The sequence below is a fragment of the Bradyrhizobium sp. Kon37 genome (assembly GCF_055807535.1).
In genome coordinates, this window is record NZ_JBVVOY010000024.1 from 26529 (window position 1) to 48225 (window position 21697).

General features: G+C 65.0%; 18 protein-coding genes. 6 read left to right on the plus strand and 12 right to left on the minus strand.

The window, feature by feature from the left end; genetic code table 11:
• Positions 1–69: 69 nt before the first annotated feature.
• Positions 70–1440, minus strand: a complete 1371-nt coding sequence (locus AC0L3J_RS30735; protein WP_456766477.1) for a glutamate--cysteine ligase — start codon at positions 1438–1440, stop codon at positions 70–72.
• 99 nt (positions 1441–1539) lie between these two features.
• Entirely contained in the window at positions 1540–2037 is a 498-nt protein-coding gene (locus AC0L3J_RS30740) for a MarR family winged helix-turn-helix transcriptional regulator (protein ID WP_027515263.1), read from the minus strand.
• Between the two features lie 126 nt (positions 2038–2163).
• Here AC0L3J_RS30740 and gstA point away from each other — a divergent pair, with 126 nt between their 5' ends.
• Positions 2164–2778, plus strand: a complete 615-nt coding sequence (gene gstA, locus AC0L3J_RS30745) for a glutathione transferase GstA (protein WP_473349508.1) — start codon at positions 2164–2166, stop codon at positions 2776–2778.
• Positions 2779–2848: 70 nt separating this feature from the next.
• Here gstA and AC0L3J_RS30750 read toward each other — a convergent pair whose 3' ends face one another.
• The 4 genes from AC0L3J_RS30750 to AC0L3J_RS30765 all read right to left on the minus strand — a co-directional run bounded on the left by AC0L3J_RS30750 (position 2849) and on the right by AC0L3J_RS30765 (position 8710).
• Positions 2849–5062 (minus strand): FAD-dependent oxidoreductase, encoded by a 2214-nt coding sequence (locus AC0L3J_RS30750; protein WP_473349509.1) that lies wholly within the window; start codon positions 5060–5062, stop codon positions 2849–2851.
• A 156-nt stretch (positions 5063–5218) separates the two neighbouring features.
• Positions 5219–6427, minus strand: a complete 1209-nt coding sequence (locus tag AC0L3J_RS30755) for an acetyl-CoA C-acetyltransferase (RefSeq protein WP_018460017.1) — start codon at positions 6425–6427, stop codon at positions 5219–5221.
• A gap of 67 nt (positions 6428–6494) precedes the next feature.
• A complete protein-coding gene (locus AC0L3J_RS30760; RefSeq protein ID WP_473349510.1) occupies positions 6495–8285 on the minus strand; it encodes an acyl-CoA dehydrogenase C-terminal domain-containing protein in 1791 nt (596 codons plus the stop codon).
• Positions 8286–8323: 38 nt separating this feature from the next.
• Positions 8324–8710, minus strand: a complete 387-nt coding sequence (locus tag AC0L3J_RS30765; protein WP_473349511.1) for a nuclear transport factor 2-like protein — start codon at positions 8708–8710, stop codon at positions 8324–8326.
• A gap of 214 nt (positions 8711–8924) precedes the next feature.
• Between AC0L3J_RS30765 and AC0L3J_RS30770 the strand changes: the two genes are divergently transcribed.
• Complete coding sequence (locus AC0L3J_RS30770; protein ID WP_456766481.1) at positions 8925–9515, plus strand: PadR family transcriptional regulator; 591 nt, start codon at positions 8925–8927, stop codon at positions 9513–9515.
• A 12-nt stretch (positions 9516–9527) separates the two neighbouring features.
• Here AC0L3J_RS30770 and AC0L3J_RS30775 read toward each other — a convergent pair whose 3' ends face one another.
• The 3 genes from AC0L3J_RS30775 to AC0L3J_RS30785 form a co-directional block, all read right to left on the minus strand.
• A complete protein-coding gene (locus tag AC0L3J_RS30775) occupies positions 9528–10331 on the minus strand; it encodes an enoyl-CoA hydratase/isomerase family protein (RefSeq protein WP_456766482.1) in 804 nt (267 codons plus the stop codon).
• 40 nt (positions 10332–10371) lie between these two features.
• On the minus strand, positions 10372–11364 hold the full coding sequence (locus tag AC0L3J_RS30780; protein ID WP_473349512.1) for an NADP-dependent oxidoreductase: 993 nt from the start codon (positions 11362–11364) through the stop codon (positions 10372–10374).
• Between the two features lie 182 nt (positions 11365–11546).
• Positions 11547–11987 carry a winged helix-turn-helix transcriptional regulator gene (locus AC0L3J_RS30785; RefSeq protein ID WP_456766484.1) on the minus strand — a complete coding sequence of 147 codons (441 nt, stop codon included), beginning with the start codon at positions 11985–11987 and terminating at the stop codon, positions 11547–11549.
• Between the two features lie 640 nt (positions 11988–12627).
• Between AC0L3J_RS30785 and AC0L3J_RS30790 the strand changes: the two genes are divergently transcribed.
• From AC0L3J_RS30790 to AC0L3J_RS30800, 3 genes are all read left to right on the plus strand, one after another.
• Positions 12628–16083, plus strand: a complete 3456-nt coding sequence (locus AC0L3J_RS30790; RefSeq protein ID WP_473349513.1) for a tetratricopeptide repeat protein — start codon at positions 12628–12630, stop codon at positions 16081–16083.
• A 330-nt stretch (positions 16084–16413) separates the two neighbouring features.
• Entirely contained in the window at positions 16414–17331 is a 918-nt protein-coding gene (locus AC0L3J_RS30795; RefSeq protein WP_456766486.1) for a sulfite exporter TauE/SafE family protein, read from the plus strand.
• Positions 17328–18098: a TIGR02186 family protein gene (locus tag AC0L3J_RS30800; protein WP_473349514.1), complete on the plus strand. Its 771-nt coding sequence runs from the start codon at positions 17328–17330 to the stop codon at positions 18096–18098. Before AC0L3J_RS30795 ends, AC0L3J_RS30800 begins: the two co-directional genes overlap by 4 nt.
• Before the next feature lie 197 nt (positions 18099–18295).
• Here the strand turns inward: AC0L3J_RS30800 and AC0L3J_RS30805 are convergent, their stop codons facing one another.
• Together AC0L3J_RS30805 and AC0L3J_RS30810 are read right to left on the minus strand one after the other, a co-directional pair.
• Entirely contained in the window at positions 18296–19072 is a 777-nt protein-coding gene (locus AC0L3J_RS30805; protein WP_473349515.1) for an MBL fold metallo-hydrolase, read from the minus strand.
• A gap of 12 nt (positions 19073–19084) precedes the next feature.
• Complete coding sequence (locus AC0L3J_RS30810) at positions 19085–19996, minus strand: DMT family transporter (protein ID WP_473349516.1); 912 nt, start codon at positions 19994–19996, stop codon at positions 19085–19087.
• A 95-nt stretch (positions 19997–20091) separates the two neighbouring features.
• Between AC0L3J_RS30810 and AC0L3J_RS30815 the strand changes: the two genes are divergently transcribed.
• Complete coding sequence (locus tag AC0L3J_RS30815; protein WP_473349517.1) at positions 20092–20955, plus strand: LysR family transcriptional regulator; 864 nt, start codon at positions 20092–20094, stop codon at positions 20953–20955.
• Here AC0L3J_RS30815 and pdeM read toward each other — a convergent pair.
• Entirely contained in the window at positions 20952–21650 is a 699-nt protein-coding gene (gene pdeM, locus AC0L3J_RS30820; RefSeq protein WP_473349518.1) for a ligase-associated DNA damage response endonuclease PdeM, read from the minus strand. The two genes, AC0L3J_RS30815 and pdeM, sit on opposite strands and share 4 nt — an antisense overlap.
• Positions 21651–21697: the final 47 nt, after the last annotated feature.

Here is a 21697-nt window from a genome sequence, read left to right on the forward strand (position 1 = left end):
CCGGCCATTTGATCGCCGCAAACCTGTACGGGCGATGAACGGCTCGGCTCCCGATCGCTGGCCTTGGGTTTAGAACGCGTATTCCGCGTAGGCCGGTTCCACCGAGCCGTTCCAGGGACCGTTGAATTTGTCGAGCATCTCCTCAGCCGGCGTGCGGCCGGAATCGATGATGCGATCGAGCGGCTCCAGATGCCTGGTCTCGTCGCGGCCGAGCTGGTCGATCCGGCCGCGCCGGCGCAAGCCGGCATGTGCCAGAACGAGGCACTCCTTGGCGATCTCGAACAGATAGCGGTCCTTGATTCGCGACTTGAAGCCGAAGCGCGGCACGTCGTCGCGCAGGGCCTGACGCTCATGCGCGCTCCAGTGCTTCACCAAATCCCAGGCGGCATCCAGCGACACATCGTCGTAAAGCAGACCGGCCCAGAACGCCGATAGCGCCGGCAGACGGCCCCACGGGCCACCATCGGAGCCGCGCATCTCGAGATAGCGCTTGAGCCGCACCTCCGGGAAAATCGTCGAAAGATGGTTGGCCCAGTCCGACAACGTCGGACGTTCCCCAGGCAGATTGTTGTTGCGGCCATCGAAGAAGGCGCGGAACGAGGAGCCAGAGACGTCGATGTAGTCCTCGTCACGCTTGACGAAATACATGGGCACGTCGAGCGCGTAGTCGACATAGCGCTCGAAGCCCATGCCATCCTCGAAAGCCCAAGGCATCATGCCGGCGCGCGCGTTGTCGGTGTCGCGCCAGATCTCGGACCGGAAGGAGAGGAATCCATTCGGCTTCCCCTCGGTAAACGGCGAATTGGCGAACAAGGCGGTTGCGACCGGCTGCAGCGCGAGCGAGACACGCAGCTTCTTGACCATGTCGGCTTCGGAGGAGAAGTCGAGATTGGTCTGGACCGTGCAGGTCCGGTACATCATGTCGAGGCCGTACTGGCCAACCTTCGGCATGTAATTGGTCATGATCTTGTAGCGGCCCTTGGGCATCACCGGGATGTCGGCGCGCGACCAGGACGGCGTCATGCCGAGCCCGAGAAAGCCGATGCCGAGCGGCGTTGCGATCTCGCGCACCTGCGCCAGATGCGCCATCAGCTCACTCTGGGTCTGGTGCACGTTCTCGACCGGGGCGCCCGAAAGCTCGAACTGCCCGCCGGGCTCCAGCGAGATCGCGCCGCCGCCGGTGACGTCGTAGAGGCCGATGATGTTGCCCTTCTCCATGATCGGCTCCCAGCCGAGCAGGAGTTTCATGCCTTCGAGCAGCGCGCCGATACCGCGCGGGCCTTCGTAGGGCACCGGGCGGTGGCCTTCGAGCGTGAACGGCGTCTTCTCATGCTCGGTGCCCATGCGGAATTCGGACGGGTCCTTGCAGCCTTCCTCGAACCACTTGACGAGTTCGTCACGCGATTGCAACGGCGTCATATCGATCTGGTCTCGCGCCATATCAGACTCTAATCAAAAGCGCTTCGATCGAACGCGCGTGGGTGACAGGGATGGTCCGCGCAGCCACCGGCTGCACGGACGAGCTGGTGTGCCGCGCGCTCATCGCGACGGCGTGGTTTCGTTGGCGTGGACGATGGGCGGCAGTTTCATCTCGCCGCACGAGCAGCCCAGACGGTCGAGCAGACCGCTGAGCTTCACGGCATCTGCATCGGACAGCTTTGAGCCGACATATTTCTCGATCGCGGCCGAATAGGCGCCCCACATCCGCTTCTGCAATTCGCGGCCGGCTTCCGTGATCTCCACGAACTGGCCACGCTTGTCGATCTTGCATTCACGCCGCGAGGCGAGGCCTTCGTCGACCAGGCGGTCGATCAGCCGCGATGTCGAATATTGCGGGATCAGCATCTGCCGTTCGAGTTCGACCGGCCGGAGCTCGCCCGAAGGCGCCCGTGACAGTTCGAGCAGCGCGTCATACCATGCCAGCGGCGGGAAGCCGGCCTTCTTCAGGTCCTGCTCGACACAATTGAGCACGCGGCTCTGCACCCGCATCAAGCGGATCCAGGCGGAAGTTGCCTCGGTCGATGGTTTGCGTTTCATGGTCCCGCTCAAGCTCGTCGCCCGTCTCTTACCCTATTCGATGCACCTGCATCAATCTTGACTATTTCAAGCAGATGCATGTAGTCGTTCTTTCGCCTGAGCCAAGCAACAAGAGGAGGAAATTCCATGAAATTGTACTATTCGCCCGGTGCCTGCTCGCTATCCCCCCATATCGCGCTCCTGGAAGCCGGCCTGCCCTATGAACTGGTCAAGGTCGATATCCGGGCCAAGAAGCTCGAAAACGGTGAGGATTATCTGAAGCTGAACCCCAAGGGCCAGGTCCCTGCGCTGGGCCTCGATAGCGGAGAGATCGTGACCGAAGGCCCGGTGATTGTCCAGATGATCGCCGATCAGGGCTCAGCCAAGGCGCTGGCGCCGGCCCACGGCAGCGCCGAGCGCTACAAGCTGCTCGAATGGCTGAACTTCCTCACCTCGGAGGTCCACAAGAGCTTCGGCCCGATGTTCGCGCCGACGCTGAACGACGAGGCCAAGGCCTTCTTCAAGGACCGCGTCATGGGCAAGCTGAAATACATCGACAGCCAGCTCGCCGGCCGCGACTACCTCATGGGCAAGCAGTTCACGGTCGCCGACGGTTATCTCTTCACGATGCTGACCTGGGGCGACCGGATGAAGTTCGACCTCTCGGCGATGCCCAACCTTGCCGCCTACAAGACCCGCGTCGCGGCGCGGCCGCAGGTGCAGGAAGCGATGAAGAAGGAAGGGCTGATTCAGGCCGCCTGAGGCGCAGATGCGAAAGGCCGGATCGAGATCCGGCCTTTCGTATTTTTCATCCCGGCTACGGTTCAGAGAATCACGCCGCCGCCTTCTTCGGAGCGAAGCGGCCGTAGAAGGTTTCGCCCTTCGCCGCCATCTCTTCGAGCAATTTCGGCGGGGTGAAGCGCGAGCCGTATTTCGCTTCCAGCTTGTGGCAAAGCTCGACGAACTTCTTGGGACCCATAAAGTCGATGTAGGACAGCGTGCCACCGGTGAACGGCGCGAAGCCGAAGCCGAGGATCGAGCCGACATCCGCCTCGCGCGGATCGGTGATGACGTGGTCCTCCACGGTGCGCGCAGCTTCCACCGCCTGCACCACCAGGAAGCGCTGCTTCAGCTCCTCGACGTCGAGCGTATCAGGATCGAGCTGCTTGGGCTGCAGCGCGGAGAGGCCCGGCCACAGGCTCTTCTGACCCTTGCCCTTCTCGGGGTAGTCGTAGAAGCCCTTGCTGTTCTTGCGGCCCAGACGGCCCTGCTTCTCGACCATTTCCACCATCAGCTTCTTCTGATCGGGATTGATGGCGTTCGGGCCGAGGTCGGCTTCCGTCGCCTTCATGATCTTGAGCCCGAGGTCGAGCGCGACCTCGTCCGACAGCGAGAGCGGACCGACCGGCATGCCGGCCATCTTGGCGCAGTTCTCGATCATCGCGGGCGGCACGCCTTCGAGGAACATCTCGTTGCCTTCGGCGACGTAGCGGCCGACGCAGCGATTGGCGAAGAAGCCGCGGCTGTCGTTGACGACGATCGGCGTCTTGCCGATCTGCCGGACGTAGTCGAGCGCGGTCGCGATCGCGAGATCACCGGTGTTCTTGCCCTGGATGATCTCGACCAGCATCATCTTCTCGACCGGCGAGAAGAAGTGGATGCCGACGAACCTGCCCTGGTCCTTGAAGGATTCCGCCAGCGAGGTGATCGGAAGCGTCGAGGTGTTGGACGCGAAGATCACGTCCGGCTTCATATGCTCCTGCGCCTTGGCAAAGGTATCAGCCTTGACCTTGCGGTCCTCGAACACGGCTTCGATGACGAGATCGACGTCCTTCAATGCGGAATAATCCGCGGTCGGCGTGATGCGCGCGAGCAGGGCTTCTGCGTCGCCGGGCTTGGCGCGGCCCTTCTTGATCTGCTCCTCGATCACCTTTTGCGCATGCGCCTTGCCCTTGTCGGCGCTCTCCTGGTCGCGATCGATCAGGACGACGTCGAGACCGGCACGGGCCGAGACATAGCCGACGCTCGCGCCCATGAAGCCGGCGCCGATCACGGCGATCTTCTTCACCTTGGTCGGCGGCACATCCTTCGGACGGCGCGCCCCCTTGTTCAGCTCCTGCATCGACAGGAACAGGCTGCGGATCATCGCGGCCGCTTCCTTCGAGCGCAGCACCGAGGTGAAGTAGCGCGATTCCACGCGCAATGCGGCGTCGATCGGCAGCTGCAGGCCCTCATAGACACAGCTCATGATCGCGCGCGCGGCCGGATAATTGTCGTAGGTCTCGCGACGATAGATCGCGTTGCCGGCCGGGAACATCATCATGCCGGCCTTGGAGAACACCGGGCCGCCCGGCAGCTTGAAGCCCTTCTCGTCCCAGGGCGCAACGGCCTTGCCGCCGCCCTTGATCCAGTCCTTTGCCGCCTTGACGAGATCGGCGGCGGGAACGACGGCGTGAATCAGATTCAGCGCCTTGGCTTTCTCGACCGTGACCGGATCGCCCTTGAGCAGGATCGTCATCGCGTCCTGCGGCGGCACCAGGCGCGGCACGCGCTGCGTGCCGCCGGCGCCCGGGAACAGGCCGACCTTGACCTCGGGCAGCCCGAGACGTGTCTTGGGATTCTCCGCCGCCACGCGATAGTGGCAGCACAGCGTGATCTCGAAACCGCCGCCGAGCGCGAGGCCGTTGATCGCCGCCGCCCACGGCTTGCCGGAAGTTTCGATCGAGCGCAGCACCTGCGAGAAGCGCCGGCTCTGCTCGAACAGCATCTGGTTCGCGGCCGTCTCGCCCTGCTCCTTGAAGACCTTTGCGTAAGCCTGGTTCATGCCTTCGAGCATGGACAGATCGGCACCCGCGCAGAACGCTTCCTTGGCGGAGGTGATGACGACGCCCTTCACTGCAGCATCCGCCGTGGTCGCCTTGACGATCGCGTCGAGCTCGTTGGTCGAGGTCTCGTCGAGCACGTTCATCGAACGGCCTGGAATGTCCCAGGTGACGAGCGCGATGCCGTCGGAATCGGTCTCAACCTTGAAATTCTTGTAAGCCATGCTGGTTGCTCCTCGGTGCCGCAGCCGATCTCAGGCGCGGCGGTTGACGGTGATCTCGTAGGGTGGGCAAAGGCGCTCTTGCGCCGTGCCCACCATCATTCGCGAAGACAGCAGTGGTGGGCACGCTTCGCTTTGCCCACCCTACGGCAGCTATCCTTAGACGCGTTCGATGATTGTGGCGGTGCCCATGCCGCCGCCGATGCACAGCGTCACCAGTGCGGTCGCCTTGTTGGTGCGCTCGAGCTCGTCGAGCACGGTGCCGAGGATCATCGCGCCGGTTGCGCCCAGCGGATGGCCGAGCGCGATCGCACCGCCATTGACGTTGATCTTGGCGTTGTCGATGTCGAACGCCTGGATGTAGCGCAGCACAACGGAGGCGAAGGCCTCGTTGAGCTCGAACAAGTCGATGTCCGACTTCTTCATGCCGGAGCGCGCGAACAGCTTTTCGGTGACGTCGACCGGGCCGGTCAGCATCATCGCGGGCTCAGAGCCGATATTGGCGAAGGCTCGGATCCTTGCGCGCGGCTTCAGGCCGTATTTGCCGCCGGCTTCCTTGCTGCCGAGCAGAACCGCGCCGGCACCATCGACGATGCCCGACGAATTGCCGGCGTGGTGCACGTAATTGACGCGTTCGATTTCCGGATGCGACTGCACCGCGACGCCGTCGAAGCCGCCCATCTGTGCCATCATCGTGAACGCCGGCTGCAACTGAGCCAGCGACTGCATCGTCGTCGAAGGACGCATATGCTCGTCCTTGGCGAGGATGGTGAGGCCGTTGATGTCCTTCACCGGCACGACCGACTTGTCGAAGCGGCCTTCTTCCCAGGACTTCGCCGCACGCTGCTGGCTTTGCACCGCATAGGCGTCGACATCGTCACGCGAGAAGCCGTATTTGGTCGCGATCAGATCGGCCGAGACACCCTGCGGCATAAAATAGGCCGGCACGGCCATCGACGGGTCCATCGGCCAGGCGCCGCCGGAGGCGCCGATGCCGACGCGGCTCATCGACTCGGCACCGCCGCCGATCACGAGCTCGTGCTGGCCGCTCATCACCTGGGCTGCGGCAAAATTCACGGCATCGAGGCCGGAGGCGCAAAAGCGGCTGATCTGCACGCCCGGCACCGCTTCGCCGAGGCCCGCCTTCAGCGCGGCAAAGCGCGCAATGTCGGAGCCGGCTTCGCCGACGGGATCGACCACGCCGAGAATGACGTCATCGACGGAATCTTCCGGCAGGTTGTTGCGGTCCTTGAGCGCCTTGAGCGGCACGGTCGCGAGCGCGAGCGCGGTGACTTCGTGCAGCGCGCCGTCCGCCTTGCCGCGGCCGCGCGGGGTGCGGACGTGGTCGTAGATGAATGCCTCAGGCATGACGCCCTCCTGATGTGATGATCTTCTGGTCGTGATTTGGTTTGATCGGGTCGCAGCGAAAGCGCCTTCAGAACGCTTCCGCCGGCAGTTCCATGATGGTGGCGCAGCCGGCCTGGATGCGCGCGAGATTGGCGGCGGTCTCCGGCAGCATCCGCTCCATGAAGAAGCGGCCGGTGACGAGCTTGGTCGAGAGATAGGGGGTCGTCCCGCTCTCGGCAATCTTGGCTTGCGTCACCTTCGCCATCTTCGCCCACATGTAGCCGAGCGCGACGAAACCGAAGAGATTCAGGTAATCGGTCGCGGCGGCACCGGCATTGTCGGGCTTGGCCATCGCGTTCTGCATCAGCCACGTCGTGGCCTGCTGGAGGTGGCCGAGGGAAGCCGACAGCGGAGTAACGTAGGGCTTCATCGCCTCGTCGCCGCCGTTCTCCTTGGCGAAGGCCATGACCTCGCCGAAGAACGCCATGATGGCGCGGCCGCCGTCGCGCGGCAGCTTGCGGCCGACGAGGTCGAGCGCCTGGATGCCGTTGGCACCTTCGTAGATCATGGCGATGCGGGCATCGCGCACGAACTGCTCCATGCCCTGCTCGGCGATGTAGCCGTGGCCGCCATACATCTGCTGCGCCTGCACGGCGTTGGCGAAGCCATAGTCAGTAAGGAAGCCTTTCAGCACGGGCGTCATCAGGCCCATGTGATCGTCGGCGGCCTGGCGATCCTTGGGATCGTCGGAGCGATGGGCGACGTCGCTCTTCAGCGCGGTCCACATCACGAAGGCGCGCGCGGCCTCGTTGAAGGCGCGGATCGACAGCAGCGTGCGGCGCACGTCGGGATGCACGATGATCGGATCGGCCGGCTTGTCCGGCGCCTTAGCACCGGTGAGCGAGCGGCCCTGGATGCGATCCCGGGCATAGGCGACCGCGTTCTGATAGGCCACTTCCGACTGCGCGAGCCCCTGCACGGCGACGCCGAGGCGGGCCTCGTTCATCATCACGAACATGCCCTGCATGCCCTTGTTCTCTTCGCCGATCAGCCAGCCGATGGCGTTGTCGTAGTTCATCACGCAGGTGGAATTGCCGTGGATGCCCATCTTGTGCTCGATCGAGCCGCAGACCACGCCGTTGCGCTGCCCCACCGACCCATCGGCATTGACCAGGAATTTCGGCACCACGAACAGCGACACGCCCTTGATGCCTGCGGGCGCGCCTTCGACGCGGGCAAGCACGAGGTGGATGATGTTGGGCGCGAGGTCGTGTTCGCCGGCCGAAATGAAGATCTTGGTGCCCGTGATCTTGAAGCTGCCGTCGGCCTGCCGCACCGCCTTGGTGCGGAGCATGCCGAGGTCGGTGCCGCAATGCGGCTCGGTCAGGTTCATGGTGCCGGTCCACTCGCCCGCCACCATCTTCGGCACGTAGGTCTGCTTCTGCTCCGGCGTGCCGTGGACGATCAGCGCCGCGGTCGCGCCCATGGTGAGGCCGCCATACATCGAGAACGCCATGTTGGCGGAGATCTGGAATTCGTTGACGGCCTGGGAGAGCGTCACCGGCAGACCTTGGCCGCCATACTCGGTCGGCGCCGACAGGCCCAGCCAGCCGCCCTCGGCGACCTGCTTGAACGCCTCCTTGAATCCCTTGGGCGTGGTGACGCTGCCGTCATCGGCGCGCTTGCAGCCCTCGAGATCGCCCACGCGGTTGAGCGGCTGCAGCACCTCTTCGGCGAGCTTGGCAGCTTCGCCGAGAATGGCTTCGCGCACGTCGCTCGACGCATCGGAGAAGCCGGCCAGATTATCGTAACGGTCGATCTGGAAGACGTCGTTGAGCAGGAAGTTCACGTCTTCGACGGGGGCTTTGTAGATCGGCATGGTGGTCTCCCGGCAGGCCTTGAAGTGATGATGCTGGCTTAGGATTGGGCGGCGGCCAACTGCTCCGCCATCAGGCGATGCAGCATGTTGATCGCCTTGAGCGGCCGCACCATCACCTTGAAATGCGTGATGCGTCCGTCGCCGTCGAAGCTGATGATATCGACGCCGTTGATCTCGATGCCGTCGATCATGGTCTTGAATTCGAGCACGGCGCCGCTCTCACTCTTCCATTCGCCGACATAGGCGAAGCCGGGACCGCCGAGCACCTTCTCGGCGCTGGCCAGATATTTGAAGGTGATGTCGCGTCCGCGCTGCGGCGCGTGCACGACGGGGCTTTCGAAGATTGCGTCGGGATGGAGCAGGTCCCAGAGCGCTGCCCGGTCATGCGACTTCATGTAGCCGTACCAGGACTCGAGGCCGGTCATTCGGGTGCCTCCCTAAAGGCAAAGCAACTAAGGCTTCGGCAAAAAAACGCGAAAACAACCCCATGCACAGTAGCGCGAAGGTTGATTCCATTGGGGTTTTCGGGGCGATTTTTGCCCTCGTTGTTGGGTCGCCTCATATGCACATTGACGCATATGCGCCGATGCGCATAAAGTCAAGCCAATTGGTTAAGGTCGAGAACAGGAGGACCGGGTCATGGCTTTGGGCGACGCAATCCTCGCATGCCTGACGGAACGTCCGATGACGGGCTACGAGCTCGCCAAGACATTCGATTCCTCGATCGGCTTCTTCTGGAAGGCCGACCACCAGCAGATCTACCGCGAGCTCTCCAAGCTGCGCGATCGCGGCTACATCCAGGGCCGCGAGGTTGTACAAACCGGCAAGCCCAATAAACTGATCTATACGCTGACTCCGGAGGGCCGAACAGCGCTGCGGCACTGGGCCGCGCGGCCAAGCACGCCTCCCTCCATCAAGGACGACCTCCTGGTGCGGCTGCATGCGCTGGACAGCATCGGCCTCGAGCCGATGCGCACCGACCTGATGGCCCGGCTCGAGCACCACCGCGATCGCCACGAGAACTACGAGCGCATCCTGAAGAAGCGCTTTCCGGAAGGGGCCGCGTCCGGCGTGCTCGACCTCGGTAACCTGCTGCTGCTTCAGCTCGGAGCCCGGCATGAGCAGATGGTCGCCGATTTCTGCGAAGAGGCGCTCGAGGCGCTGTCGGCGATGAGCGCAAACGGCACCGTGGTGCCGCTGGAGGAAGGCAAGCGGGAAGGCAAGGGCTGAGACCGCTGTCGGCTAAAGATTCCCGACTTCGCGGCCGAGGTTCAGCTCAAAGTCGCCGGCGGATCCAATGCCTCGCGCGCGCAGCTTCGCCATGCGCTCTGCTGCGCCTGGCCAGCCGAACGTCGTGAAGAAGGTGTCCTGCGTCGCCTGCAGCTGAGCGGGGTCCGGCAGCCCGTGCTGGTTGATCGTCGCTTTACAGGTGCTCAGCGCCTGCTTGTCGAACGACAGGATGCGCCGCACGAAATTCGCGACGAACTCATCAAGCTGGGCCTCGGGGATGGCGCGGTTGATCCAGCCGTATCGTTCGGCGGTTTCCGCATCGAAATCGTCGCTGCCGAGGATGATCTCCATGGCGCGAGAGCGGCCCACCAGGATCGGCAGGCGTTGAAGCGCCCCGCCGCCTGGGATGAGGCCGCATCCGACCTCTGGCTGGCCGAAGATCGCCTTTTCCCTGCTGGCGAAGCGAATGTCGCAGGCCAGGGTAAACTCGCTTCCACCGCCGCGCGCCCGGCCGCGGATCACTGCAATGCTGAGGACGTTACTCTGAGCCAGCTTGGTGGCCGGTTCGATCCAGCGTGGCGCGCCGAACCGGCTGTGGGGCTCGGCTGTGCTGTAGTGAGCGATGAAGAAGTCCGGGTTGGCGCTCTCGAAGGTCACGACCTTCAACGCATCGTCCGCTTCGATCTCCTCCACCAGGTCGTAGAACTCGTCGTAGGTGCGATCGTCGATCGCGTTGATCGGCGGGTTGTTGAAGGTCACGCGCCAATACCCCGGCGTGGACTTGTCGATGCTGATCCTAGCGGGGATGTCGCTCATGGTTGCCTCCGTTCCGCGGACTTGTTGAAGGAGCCTTGCCTCAGGGGACGATGACGAGCTTCCCGCGCGTATGTCGGCCGGCCAGAAGCTCGTAGGCGGCGGCGAGCTGGTCGAAGCCATAGGCCGCGCTCACGGAAGCGCGGATGGCGCCGGTGTCGATCAGGGCCGCGATCTCCGCCAGTTGAGCGCCGTCCGGCCGGGTGAGAGGGCCGTGGAACTCCGCCTTTCGGGCAGCGGCGCGCGCGATGAACGGTCGAACGGCCGCCGAAGCTTGCTCGGCCACGGGAGGCGGGAAGCCGATTTCGCGATAGCTCTGGGCGTCGGCGGTGCGCACGAGACCGACATAGCGGCCGCCTTCGCGCAGGGTGTCGATGCCACGCTCGGTCAGTGGACCGCACACACCGTCATAGACCACATCGAACGGGCCGGCAGCCTCGAAGCTTTCGGTTGTGTAGTCGATCGTGCGGTCCGCTCCGAGCCCGGCCATGAACGTCTGGCTGTTCGGTCCGCCCGTCGCAACGACGTAGGCCCCGAGGTGCTTGGCGAGCTGGATGGCGAAGGCGCCGACGCCACCCGCCCCTGCCTGGATCAAGATGCTTTCGCCGGCCTTGAGCCGGGCGCGCTCCACAAATGCCTGCCAGGTGGTCAAGGCGACGGTCGGCAGGCTCGCCGCCTCCTCGAACGAAAGGGTGCGCGGCTTGTGGGCCAGGAGATTCAGTGGAACGGCTGCGCGCTCGGCATAGGCGCCGGGACGCCGGTTAGGCAGGCGGGCGTAAACCTCGTCACCTGCCTTGAACGCCGCGCCCGAGGGCGCGGAGACAACAACGCCCGCGACGTCGTAGCCCATCACCTGCGGAAAGGTGAATGGAAAGGCGGCATGGAACAGACCCTGGCGCATGGCGACCTCGACGGGATTCGCACCGGCGGCCCGAACCTCGATCATTGCCTCGTCGGCGCCCGCAACGGGGTCGCTGACCTCCCCGTAGGTGACCACCGAATTGTCGCCGTAGCCGTTGATGTACGCTGCCCGCATTTCATACTCCTCGCGCTAGGTCGCCTGACCTGTTAGTCTCATTATTGAACTTTTACTGACATGAATGATCGTTGGCAAGCCCTCGTCGCGGCGCCGGCGTGAACCAGAGCGTTTTCGAGCGAAATGGAGGCCGGTTTGCGTGAAGAAAACGCGTCAAACGAGACTCTAGAACCGATAAAGCTCTAGAGGTTGCCGGCCCGAGCCTTCGGCTTGCCCGCGGCGCGCCGGCGCAAGCGAATATCGGCAAGCGTGATCTCGCGCCCAAGGGAGGAGCGGACCTTTATCGGCTCCAGTTCGCTGCCGTCGATGCCGTCAAGCATTCGAATGGGGGGCGGATCGGGCCGGAATAGCCATCGGTCGCCCCATTGGCGAAGTGCGATGATGGTCGCAAAGAGATCCTCGCCCATCTCGGTCAGAACGTACTCGTGCCGCCGCGCTTCCTCGGTGATGGGCCGGCGTTCGAGAATGCCAGAGGCGACGAGTTTCTTCAGGCGGGCGGTCAGTAGATTCCGCGACATCTCCAGCTCCTTCTGGAAATCGTCGAATCGGGTCGTGCCCCCGAAGGCCTGGCGCAGGATCATCAAACTGCCCCAGTCGCCGATGACGTCAACGGAGCGGGCCATGGGGCACTCGTACGAGGCCCAACTTTTCCGCTGCATGGACTGATCTCCTTCGCCGGTGTCGTCTGGGCAGGAATTAAGGCCCGATGCGAGAACCGACAAGAGTGCCACAAACTCCTGCCGCGTGTCCTTGGACGCCGATCGGGATCTAAGTCCAATGCCATTGACGGTTTGGGTACAGCACCTAGCTCGGCAAATTGTCAGTCATTCCGGGCGGCACCTCGCCTTGCTCCGAGCGTTCGGCCAGAAGTTGCTTTCGGCCTCGTACCAGAAAGAAGGTGTCCATTTTCCCGCTGGGCTCGCCGGCACCCTCCAGATCTCATAAGCGCGTTTGCGAACTTCTTCTTCGGTCAGACCAGCCATTCTGAGCCATCCTTTGGTCGCTGAAGTTCCGAGCTGCTAGCACCCGGAGAGTTCCTGGCAATGCGAGATTCCGATCGCATCCGACGGGCTGGGGAGCACAGCGCCCCCGCCCAACTTTAAGACACCGTCAACGGGTTCCTTAACCCGTTATTTACCGTAACAGACAAAAGTCGGTTTTCGAGGCAGACGACCCGCGCCAAATCCGATTGTCTTTCAACCGGCACGCGAGGGGAGACTGGAGGCGCCGGGTGGGGCGCCGGAGTCGGAACCGGACAGAGTCATGAATTCGCGCGTATCGTGGAGTGTTGACGGCATCGATCCATCCGTCCGGGAGCGGGCCGAAGCTGCTGCGCGTCGCGCCGGCATGTCACTCAACGATTGGCTCAACTCCACGCTCGGCGAGACCGCTCCGCCGAACTTTCGCGGACTTTACGACCAGCGTCCGCAAGCCCAGCACGTTCCGAGCCAAGTCCCGAGTCACGTACCAAGTCACGTGCCGAGCCAGGAAAGCCGCGAAGTCGCCGACATCCACCAGCGGCTCGACGCCATCACCCAGCAGATCGAACGAATTTCAAAGCCGGCGCCGCGGCAAGATTCTTCGCGCCAAGATCCTTCGCGACAAGACACTTCGCGACCGGACGTCTCGCGCGAGCAAGGCGTTGCGCGCCAGCTCAACGACGCGATCTCACGGCTCGATGCAAGGCTGTCGCAAATCTCAAAGCCGCAACAGGCTCCGGCACCGCGACAGGCCCCCGCTGAAACGCGCCAGCGCCAGGCCGATGCGGTCGAGCGCGCGGCAGCGCAGGTCTATCGCAGCTCACCGCCCCTGAGCCCGGCTTCATTCGACGTCGCGGTCGCCGAGATCACGGCACGGCAGAGCGAGCTGGACGGCTTTACGCCCAGGCAGATGCCGCCGCGCGCTGCGCCGCCGATCGCGCCTGCGGCAGCTCCTTACGCGCCCCCCGCGCCGCCTGCCTACGCTCCGCCGCCACCGCAGCCGGGGCCGGATTTCTCTGCGCTCGAGCGCCACCTGCTCAAGATCACGAGCCAGATCGAGTCGCTGCAGCGCCCTGACAATACCGAGCAGGCGATCAACAGTTTCCGCAGCGAGCTTGCGGAGATCCGCAACGCCATCACCGAGGCGATGCCGCGCCGCGCGATCGAATCGATCGAGAACGAGATCCGCTCGCTGCATCGGCGCATCGACGAAACCCGCTCCAACGGGACCGACGGTCAGGTCCTGTCCGGCATCGAGCACGCGCTGTCCGAGATCAAGCAGGTGCTCCGCACGCTGACGCCGGCCGAGCAGCTCACCGGCTATGACGAGGCGATCCGCAATCTCGGCGCCAAGCTCGATCTGATCCTGCGCGCCAATGACGATCCCTCGACGGTGCGCCAGCTCGAAGGCGCGATCTCGGCGCTGCGCGGCATCGTCTCCAACGTCGCTTCCAACGAAGCGCTGGCACGGCTCTCCGACGACGTGCAGCTGCTGTCGTCCAAGGTCGACCAGGTCACCCGTGCCTCCGGCCAAGGCGACAGTTTTGCGGTGCTGGAGCAGCGCATCGCGGCGCTCACCGCCGCTCTGGAAACGCGCGAGCGCCCTCAACCATCCGAGAGCAGCGAGCATCTCGAAAGCGCGATCCGCGCCCTGTCCGACCGTTTCGATCGCATGCAGGTCGGCAACGACTCGGCTTCGACCTTTGCTCATCTTGAACAGCGGGTCTCGTATCTGCTGGAGCGGCTCGAGGCCGCTTCCGATCCACGCAACGGCAATTTCAGCCGCGTCGAGGACGGGCTGCACGACATCCTGCGCCACCTGGAGCGGCAGCAGGCGACCTATTCGGCGCTGGCCGAGAGCCGCAACTCCGCGCCACCTGCCGAGTCCGGCATGGTCGATCTCGTCAAGCGCGAGCTCTCCGACATCCGCTTCAGCCAGGCCGAGACCAACCGGACCACCCAGGATTCGCTGGAGGCCGTCCACAACGCACTTGGCCACGTCGTCGATCGCCTCTCGATGATCGAGGGCGACCTTCGCAATGTGCGTACCGCGCCGCCCGCCCCTGCGCCGCAGCCGATGCCCATGCCCATGGCCGCTCCCATGGCGCCCGCGATGGCGCACGAGCCGCGGCCGCAGCAACAGCAGCACCCGAAATACGATCCGAAGCCCGAGCTGCCCAATCCGGCCGCCGCGCAGGCGGCGCACGCCGCCTTCGCCGCCGCGCCGCGCGAATTCCATGCCGCGCCGGCAGCGCCGCCGCCGATGCCGATGCCGATGGCACCGCCGCTTCCGCCACGCGCGATCAGCGAAATCCTGGAGCCGCATACGGCGCCCCCGCGCGCCGCGCTTGCGCCCGAACTGCCGCCGGATCACCCGCTCGAGCCCGGCACCCGGCCGGGTGCACGCATCGCCACGCCGTCGGAGCGCATTGCCGCGTCCGAAAGCGCAATCAGCGAAATCCCGGCCGCGCCGAAGGAGCCGGTATCGTCGTCGAGCTTCATCGCCGCCGCGCGCCGCGCAGCCCAGGCCGCGGCCGCGCAGCCGCCCGAAAAGCCGGCCCGTGGCGCCAAGGCCGCAATCGCCCGCGCCAAGGACAAGGGCCAGGAAGGTGGCTCGACCATCACCTCGAAAATCCGCTCGCTGCTGGTCGGCGCGAGCGTGGTCGTGATCGTGCTCGGCACCTTCAAGATGGCGATGAACCTGCTCGATGGCAGCAGCCCGTCGTCGTCGCCGCAGGCGATGGAGAATACGTCGAGCGAGCCCGCGCCGCGAGCCCCGCCGCCCGTTGAGAGCAAGCCCGCCGCGCCAGAGCAGGTCACGCCCTCGATGACCTCGCCGACGCCGATCGGAAAGCAGTCGCAGAACAATGCCGCGCCGGGGTCCGTGACGAGCCCGAGCGGCACCGCTTCGGTCGAAATCCCGCAAACCGCGGCGCCAACCCCGCCTGCGGCCTCCAACGACATCACCGGCGCGCTGTCGGGCACGAGCCGCGCGAAACTCGCGATGATCCAGGTGCCGCCGGGCGAAAAGCTGCCTGACGGCATCGGTGGCCCCGCCTTGCGCACCGCCGCGATCAAGGGCGATGCGACCGCGGCCTACGAGATCGGCGTGCGCTTTGCCGAGGGCAAGGGCGTGGCCGCGAATTACGACGAAGCCGCCAAATGGTACGACCGTGCGGCGCAGGCCGGCGTGGTGCCCGCGACCTTCCGCCTCGGGACGCTCTACGAAAAGGGTCTCGGCGTGAAGAAGGACGCCGACATCGCCCGCCGCTACTACACGCAAGCCGCCGAGCGCGGCAACGCCAAGGCGATGCACAATCTCGCGGTGCTCGATGCCGACGGCGGCGGACGCGGCGCCAATTACAAGAGCGCGGCACTGTGGTTCCGGAAGGCCGCCGATCGCGGCGTCGCCGACAGCCAGTTCAACCTCGGCATCCTCTATGCCCGCGGCATCGGGGTGGAGCAGAACCTCGCCGAGTCCTACAAATGGTTCACCCTCGCCGCCGCCCAGGGCGACGCGGACGCAGCAACCAAGCGCGATGACGTCGCCAAGCGGCTCGACCCGCAGTCGCTCGCGGCCGCCAAGCTCGCGATCCAGACCTTCAGCGCCGAGCCGCAGCCCGACGACGCCGTCAATGTTGCGGCCCCGAACGGCGGCTGGGACAGCGCCCCGCAGGCCAACGCGAAGCCTGCGCCGAAGCCGGTTGCCGCCAAGCGCGCGGCCTCGGCGGTGCGCTGAGAGCGGTCGCTCAATCGTCTCTGACGAAAAATCTCGACTGGTCGTCCTGGCGAAAGCCAGGACCCATTGCCACAAGCAGCCGTGGTTGAAGGACGCTGTGGCCACAGCCTGCCGCGATAACGACCAGCCGGGATAATGGGTCCTGGCTTTCGCCAGGACGACATGGGAGGAGCCACGGCACCTCGATCACCCTCCTCACCCATTCACCACGCCCGAAATTCCTGGTCCCGCCTGCCGCCGAATTCCGTTATTGAGGGGCGCGGCAATCGTTCTGCCCTCCTGCGAGCATTCCGCGCAATCGATCCGTCTCGCGGGAAGCGTGGTCTCTCGATGCAGCTCTATCTCCCGATCGCCGATCTTCCGGTCAACGTCTTCCTCGTGCTGGCGATGGGCGCAGCGGTCGGCTTCGTCTCCGGCATGTTCGGGATCGGCGGCGGCTTCCTGATGACGCCGCTTTTGATCTTCATCGGCATCACGCCGGCGGTCGCGGTCGCCTCGGTCGCGAGCCACATCGCGGCCTCGTCGTTTTCCGGCGCGCTTGCCTATTGGCGGCGCCGCGCCATCGACCCCGCGCTGGCGAGCGTGCTGTTGTGCGGCGGCGTCACCGGGACGGCGCTGGGCGTCTGGACCTTCACGCAGCTGCGCGCGCTCGGCCAGCTCGATCTGATGATCGCACTGTCCTACGTCGTGCTGCTCACCACCGTCGGCAGCCTGATGTTCTCCGAAGGCCTGCGCGCCCTGATGCGGACCCGGCGCGGCGCGCTGCCGCCACGACGCACGCATAACTGGATCCATGGCCTGCCGCTGAAGATGCGGTTCAAGCGCTCCAAGATCTACCTCTCGGTCATTCCGGTGGTGATCGTCGGCATCCTGATCGGCTTCATCGGCGCCATCATGGGCATCGGCGGCGGCTTCATCCTGGTGCCGATCATGATCTACCTGCTGCGGGTGCCGACCTCGACGGTGATCGGCACCTCGATGGTCCTGACGCTGGTCACGATGCTGTTTGCGACCTTGCTCCATGCCGTGACCAATCACCTGGTCGACGCCGTGCTGGCGCTGATCCTGATGGTCGGCGGCGTCACCGGCGCCCAATTCGGCGCCCGCGCGGGCCAGAAGATCCGCGGCGAGCAGCTGCGGCTGCTGCTGGGCCTGCTGATCCTCTCGGTCGGTGTTCGCTTCGCCATCGAGCTGGTGATCCGGCCAGAGGATCTCTTCACCATCCGCGAGCTGGGGGTGAACGGATGATGCGCGCAGCTCTCGCGGTCCTGATCGTTGTGCTGCTCGGCTCCGCCGCACGCGCCGAGCGGCTGATCGTGTCGGTCTCCAACCATCGCGTCACGGTGACGCCGAACTATTCCGGCGAGGAGCTCGTGCTGTTCGGCTCGGTCGAGAAGGACGCCTCCACGCCCGCCGACCGCAAGAGCTACGATCTCGTCGTCACCGTGATGGGCCCGCGCGCAGACATGGTGACGCGGCGCAAGGAGCGCACCTTCGGGATCTGGATCAACACCGACTACCGCCAGTTCCTGGAGGTGCCGAGCTATCTCGCGCTGTTCGCCAACCGCTCGTTCGAGGCGATCACCTCGCCCGAGATCGCGCGGCGCCAGCAGATCGGGCTCAACAACGTGCTGCTGACCCAGCGCGTCAGCGGCGACTATGCCGACGTGGTACCGAACGACGCGTTCCGCTCCGCCTTCATCCGCCTGCGAACCCAGCGCGGTCTCTACCGCGAGGATCCGAGCGCGGTGACGTTCCTGACACCGACGCTGTTCCGCACCGGCATTCCGCTGCCGGCGGAGGTGCCGATCGGCACCTATGAGGTCGAGATCAAGCTGTTTGCCGACGGCGCGTTCATCGGCAAGACCGAGACCGCGTTCGAAATCGTCAAGGTTGGCTTCGAGCAGTTCGTCGCCACCACCGCGCGGCAGAATGGCCTGATCTACGGCCTCGTCACCGCGGCGATGGCGCTGATGACGGGCTGGATGGCGTCGATCGTGTTTCGGAAGGATTGACCTTCGTCATTGCGAGCGCAGGCGCCCTCCCCGAGTCGTCCTGGCGAAAGCCAGGACCCATTACCACAGGCAGTCGTGATTACGAGGATTCGGAGTTACCACTAGGCGTCAAACTGCTCCCTGGGGTAATGGGTCCTGGCTTTCGCCAGGACGACGTTAGAAAAGGCACGACGCTGGAACGCCACGACGCTGGAAAACTACGGCGCCTGCACCACCGTCGGCACCCCTGGCTCCAGCAATCGCAACCTTGTCCCAAAACCCAGCACATCAAACGTCTTGCGCAGATCCTCGCTGTTCTGGCGGAAATGCGCCCAACCCTCCGTATGAACCGGCACGATCATCGCATCGGGGAAGGCGCGTGCGGTCTCGATGGTGTCGTTGGTGTCCATGGTGAGATGGAACGGCCCGCGCGTTTGTGCGGCGCCGGCGAAAGGCATCACCACGCCGCATTTGAAGCGGCGTGCGACCTCGGCGACGCCGTCGAACCAGGTGGTGTCGCCGCTGATATAGACCGATGTGGTGTCGGTCCGGCTCGACGACACCACGAAGCCGATGACATCGCCTGACAGCGGCTCGATGCCGGCCGGGCCGTGACGCGCCGGGGTCGCGGTAATCGTCAGTGAGTTGCCGTCACGATCTTTCAGATGCGCCGTGCCCCACGGCGCGAGGCCTTCGACATGGCCGCCGAGACGCTTAGCGCCGGCCTCGGTCGTCAACGCGCGCGGCGCTTTAAGCAGATAGTCGCGGCCGGAATTGTCGAGATTGTCCGAATGCTGGTCGTGGCTGAGCAGCACGGCATCGATCGGGCCGATCGCATCGGCCTTGAGCGCAGGGCCGATCGTCTTCTCCAGCTTCACGTGCGGCAGTTGATAGGCGGTGTGCGCGTCATCGAAGGTCGGGTCAGTGAGCAGGCGGAAGCCATCGATCTCGATCAGCGCGGTGGGACCGCCGATCAGGGTGATGGAAATGGGCATGATGGACTCCTCTTACGAGACGGATTTGGCGGGCCGCGTCACCAGGTAGATGCCAAGTGCGACCGGGATGATTCCGAGCAGATCGCGCGCCTCGACGTGCTCGCCAAGCACGATGAAGGCGAACAGCATGCCGAGCGGCGGCATCAGGAAATGATAGGCACTGGCAGCCGTCGCGCCACACACTTTCAGGAGATGAAACCAGAGCCAGTACGCCAGGATCGAGCCGCCGAGCACGAGGAAGGCGAAGGCGCCGATCAGGCCCGGCGTGAAGTCGATGGCATGAACATCGGCGAAGGTCAGCGCCACCGGCGTCAGCACGATGCCGGCGGCAAGATTCTGCACGCCGTTGCCGATCCACAACGAGCCCTTTGGCGCGAGCAGCTTGAACAAAACGGTGCCGGCGACGAGGGAGGCGAGCGAGGCCAGCGTGAACACGATGCCGTGCAGCGAGTCGGTGCCGACCGACAACCGGTGCCAGACGATCAAGGTCACGCCGATGATGCCGAGCAGCAGGCCGCTCGCCTTGCGCCAGGTCATGCCTTCGCCCAGCAGCAGCGCGGCGAAGCCCGCCGTGAACACCGGATTGACCGACACGATCAGGCCGCCGAGGCCGGCGGAGACCGATTGCAGCCCGGTGTAGCCGAGCCCGAGATAGAGCGCGTTGTTGGCGACGCCGAGCACGGCGAAGATCGCGGCATCGCGCCAGGACAGCGACCAGTCGTCGCCGCGGACCAGCGTGGCAGCGAGGATCAGGATGCCGGCGAGCGAGAACCGCGCGGCGAGCAGGATCAGCGGCGGGCAATGGGTGACGCCGATCTTGCCGGCGACGAAGGCGTAGCTCCAGAGCAGGCAGAACAGCCCGATCGCGAGCGGAAGCGTGTTGAAGCGGCTGCGGGGAACGGCAAGCGAGGGGGTGAGCGACATGACAATCTCCTGAGCCCTCGATCTAGGGGGCCAGCTTGTCATTTGGAAATTAAATGATTAACTTCTAATCAGTGGATTTTCGAATGGAGGCGCCCATGCTCGATCTGGAGCTCCTGCGCAGCTTCGTCTCGGTGGTCGATGCCGGCGGCTTCACTCGCGCCGGCGAGCGCGTCCATCGCACCCAATCGACCGTCAGCCAGCAGATCAAGCGGCTGGAGGAGGATGTCGGCCAGGTGCTGCTGCATCGGGACGGCAAGGATTTGCGCCCGACCGAAGCCGGCGAGCGACTGCTGTCCTATGCGCGGCGGTTGTTGTCGCTTGCGGAAGAGGCGCGCGACGTGCTGCGCCAGCCCGACGGCGAAGGCGCAATCCGGCTCGGCATTCCCGAGGATTTTGCGGCGTATCAACTGGCAAAGCTGCTGGGGACGTTCTCGCGCTCGCATCCGGGCCTGCGGCTCGATGTGCGCGCCGATCAGAGCAAGCATCTCGCCCGGGACCTCGATCGCGGCGAGCTCGACCTCGCACTGTTCAAGCGCGCGGCCGGCGAGAAGGGCGCCATTGCGGTGTGGCCGGAGCAGGTGCACTGGGTCACCAGCAAGAGCCATCCGATCCACGCGGACGTCGCCTCGGTGCCGCTGATCGGCTTTCCGCTCGGCTGCCTCTACCGCGCCGGCGCCATCCACGCGCTGGAAAGCGCGGGCCGCATCTGGCACATGTCCTATACCTCATCGAGCCTCGCCGGCATCCAGGCTGCGGTCGCCGCCGGCATGGGCTTGAGCATCCTGTCGGAGATGGCGATCCAGTCCGACCATCGCGTGCTGACCGCAAAGGACGGCTTTGCGCCGATCAACCGGACGGAAGTCGCGTTGATGGCTGCGCCGGGCGCAAGTCCCGCGACGCTGCGGCTCGCCGAGAGGCTAGCAGAGTTCTGCGATGACGTGCAGGCGAAGGCGGCTTAGCTGCACCTTGACGCCGCAATCGCGTGGACGCGGCGGTCGCCGAGCAAATGCGCGACAAAACCGTTCTTCGGAAAGATCTTTGCAAACGCCGCGTCGCGGATGCTGAGGCCGCCGGCATAGGCGCCGAAGGCGGGCATCACGGCGCGCATCCCGTCACAGGCGAAACAGCGCCGCTCCATCGAGCGGCCGCGCGCGGAGACGCGAGCCTTGGGATGGAGATGGCCGGCGATCTCGCCGCCCGCGCCGGTCGGCTCGTGGCGGAAGGTGATCGGGCCGATCGCGACTTCGTCGGCGACGGTGCCGCCGAGATCGCGCGGCAGCGCCGGATCGTGATTGCCGGAAATCCAGATCCAGTCACGGCCGGCCTGCAAGGCGGCGACCGCGTCGCGATCCTCCGCCGACAGACGTCCATGCGCGGTGCGATCGTGAAAACTGTCGCCGAGCGCGATGACGATTCGCGGATCATGGCGGGAGATGACAGCAGCGAGACGACTGAGCGTCGCGATGGTGTCGTAAGGCGGCAGCAGCACGCCGCGCATGGCGAAGCTGGAACCTTTTTCCAGATGCAGGTCGGAGACGACGAGCAGGCGCCGCTCTTCCCAGAACAGGGCGCCGGACAGATCGGCATGGAACGGAATACCTAGGACGTCAACGCTGCGCGTCGTTGTAACCGAAATTGCCACTTGCTCCGTCATGGCCGGGCTTGTCCCGGCCATCCACGTTCTTGCCGCAGCAACAAAAA

Coding starts and splice junctions, on each gene's coding strand:
- AC0L3J_RS30735 (WP_456766477.1), bottom strand. CDS start 1,440: ATGGCGCGAGACCAGATCGATATGACGCCGTTGCAATCGCGTGACGAA.
- AC0L3J_RS30740 (WP_027515263.1), bottom strand. CDS start 2,037: ATGAAACGCAAACCATCGACCGAGGCAACTTCCGCCTGGATCCGCTTG.
- gstA (WP_473349508.1), top strand. CDS start 2,164: ATGAAATTGTACTATTCGCCCGGTGCCTGCTCGCTATCCCCCCATATC.
- AC0L3J_RS30750 (WP_473349509.1), bottom strand. CDS start 5,062: ATGGCTTACAAGAATTTCAAGGTTGAGACCGATTCCGACGGCATCGCG.
- AC0L3J_RS30755 (WP_018460017.1), bottom strand. CDS start 6,427: ATGCCTGAGGCATTCATCTACGACCACGTCCGCACCCCGCGCGGCCGC.
- AC0L3J_RS30760 (WP_473349510.1), bottom strand. CDS start 8,285: ATGCCGATCTACAAAGCCCCCGTCGAAGACGTGAACTTCCTGCTCAAC.
- AC0L3J_RS30765 (WP_473349511.1), bottom strand. CDS start 8,710: ATGACCGGCCTCGAGTCCTGGTACGGCTACATGAAGTCGCATGACCGG.
- AC0L3J_RS30770 (WP_456766481.1), top strand. CDS start 8,925: ATGGCTTTGGGCGACGCAATCCTCGCATGCCTGACGGAACGTCCGATG.
- AC0L3J_RS30775 (WP_456766482.1), bottom strand. CDS start 10,331: ATGAGCGACATCCCCGCTAGGATCAGCATCGACAAGTCCACGCCGGGG.
- AC0L3J_RS30780 (WP_473349512.1), bottom strand. CDS start 11,364: ATGCGGGCAGCGTACATCAACGGCTACGGCGACAATTCGGTGGTCACC.
- AC0L3J_RS30785 (WP_456766484.1), bottom strand. CDS start 11,987: ATGGCCCGCTCCGTTGACGTCATCGGCGACTGGGGCAGTTTGATGATC.
- AC0L3J_RS30790 (WP_473349513.1), top strand. CDS start 12,628: ATGAATTCGCGCGTATCGTGGAGTGTTGACGGCATCGATCCATCCGTC.
- AC0L3J_RS30795 (WP_456766486.1), top strand. CDS start 16,414: ATGCAGCTCTATCTCCCGATCGCCGATCTTCCGGTCAACGTCTTCCTC.
- AC0L3J_RS30800 (WP_473349514.1), top strand. CDS start 17,328: ATGATGCGCGCAGCTCTCGCGGTCCTGATCGTTGTGCTGCTCGGCTCC.
- AC0L3J_RS30805 (WP_473349515.1), bottom strand. CDS start 19,072: ATGCCCATTTCCATCACCCTGATCGGCGGTCCCACCGCGCTGATCGAG.
- AC0L3J_RS30810 (WP_473349516.1), bottom strand. CDS start 19,996: ATGTCGCTCACCCCCTCGCTTGCCGTTCCCCGCAGCCGCTTCAACACG.
- AC0L3J_RS30815 (WP_473349517.1), top strand. CDS start 20,092: ATGCTCGATCTGGAGCTCCTGCGCAGCTTCGTCTCGGTGGTCGATGCC.
- pdeM (WP_473349518.1), bottom strand. CDS start 21,650: ATGACGGAGCAAGTGGCAATTTCGGTTACAACGACGCGCAGCGTTGAC.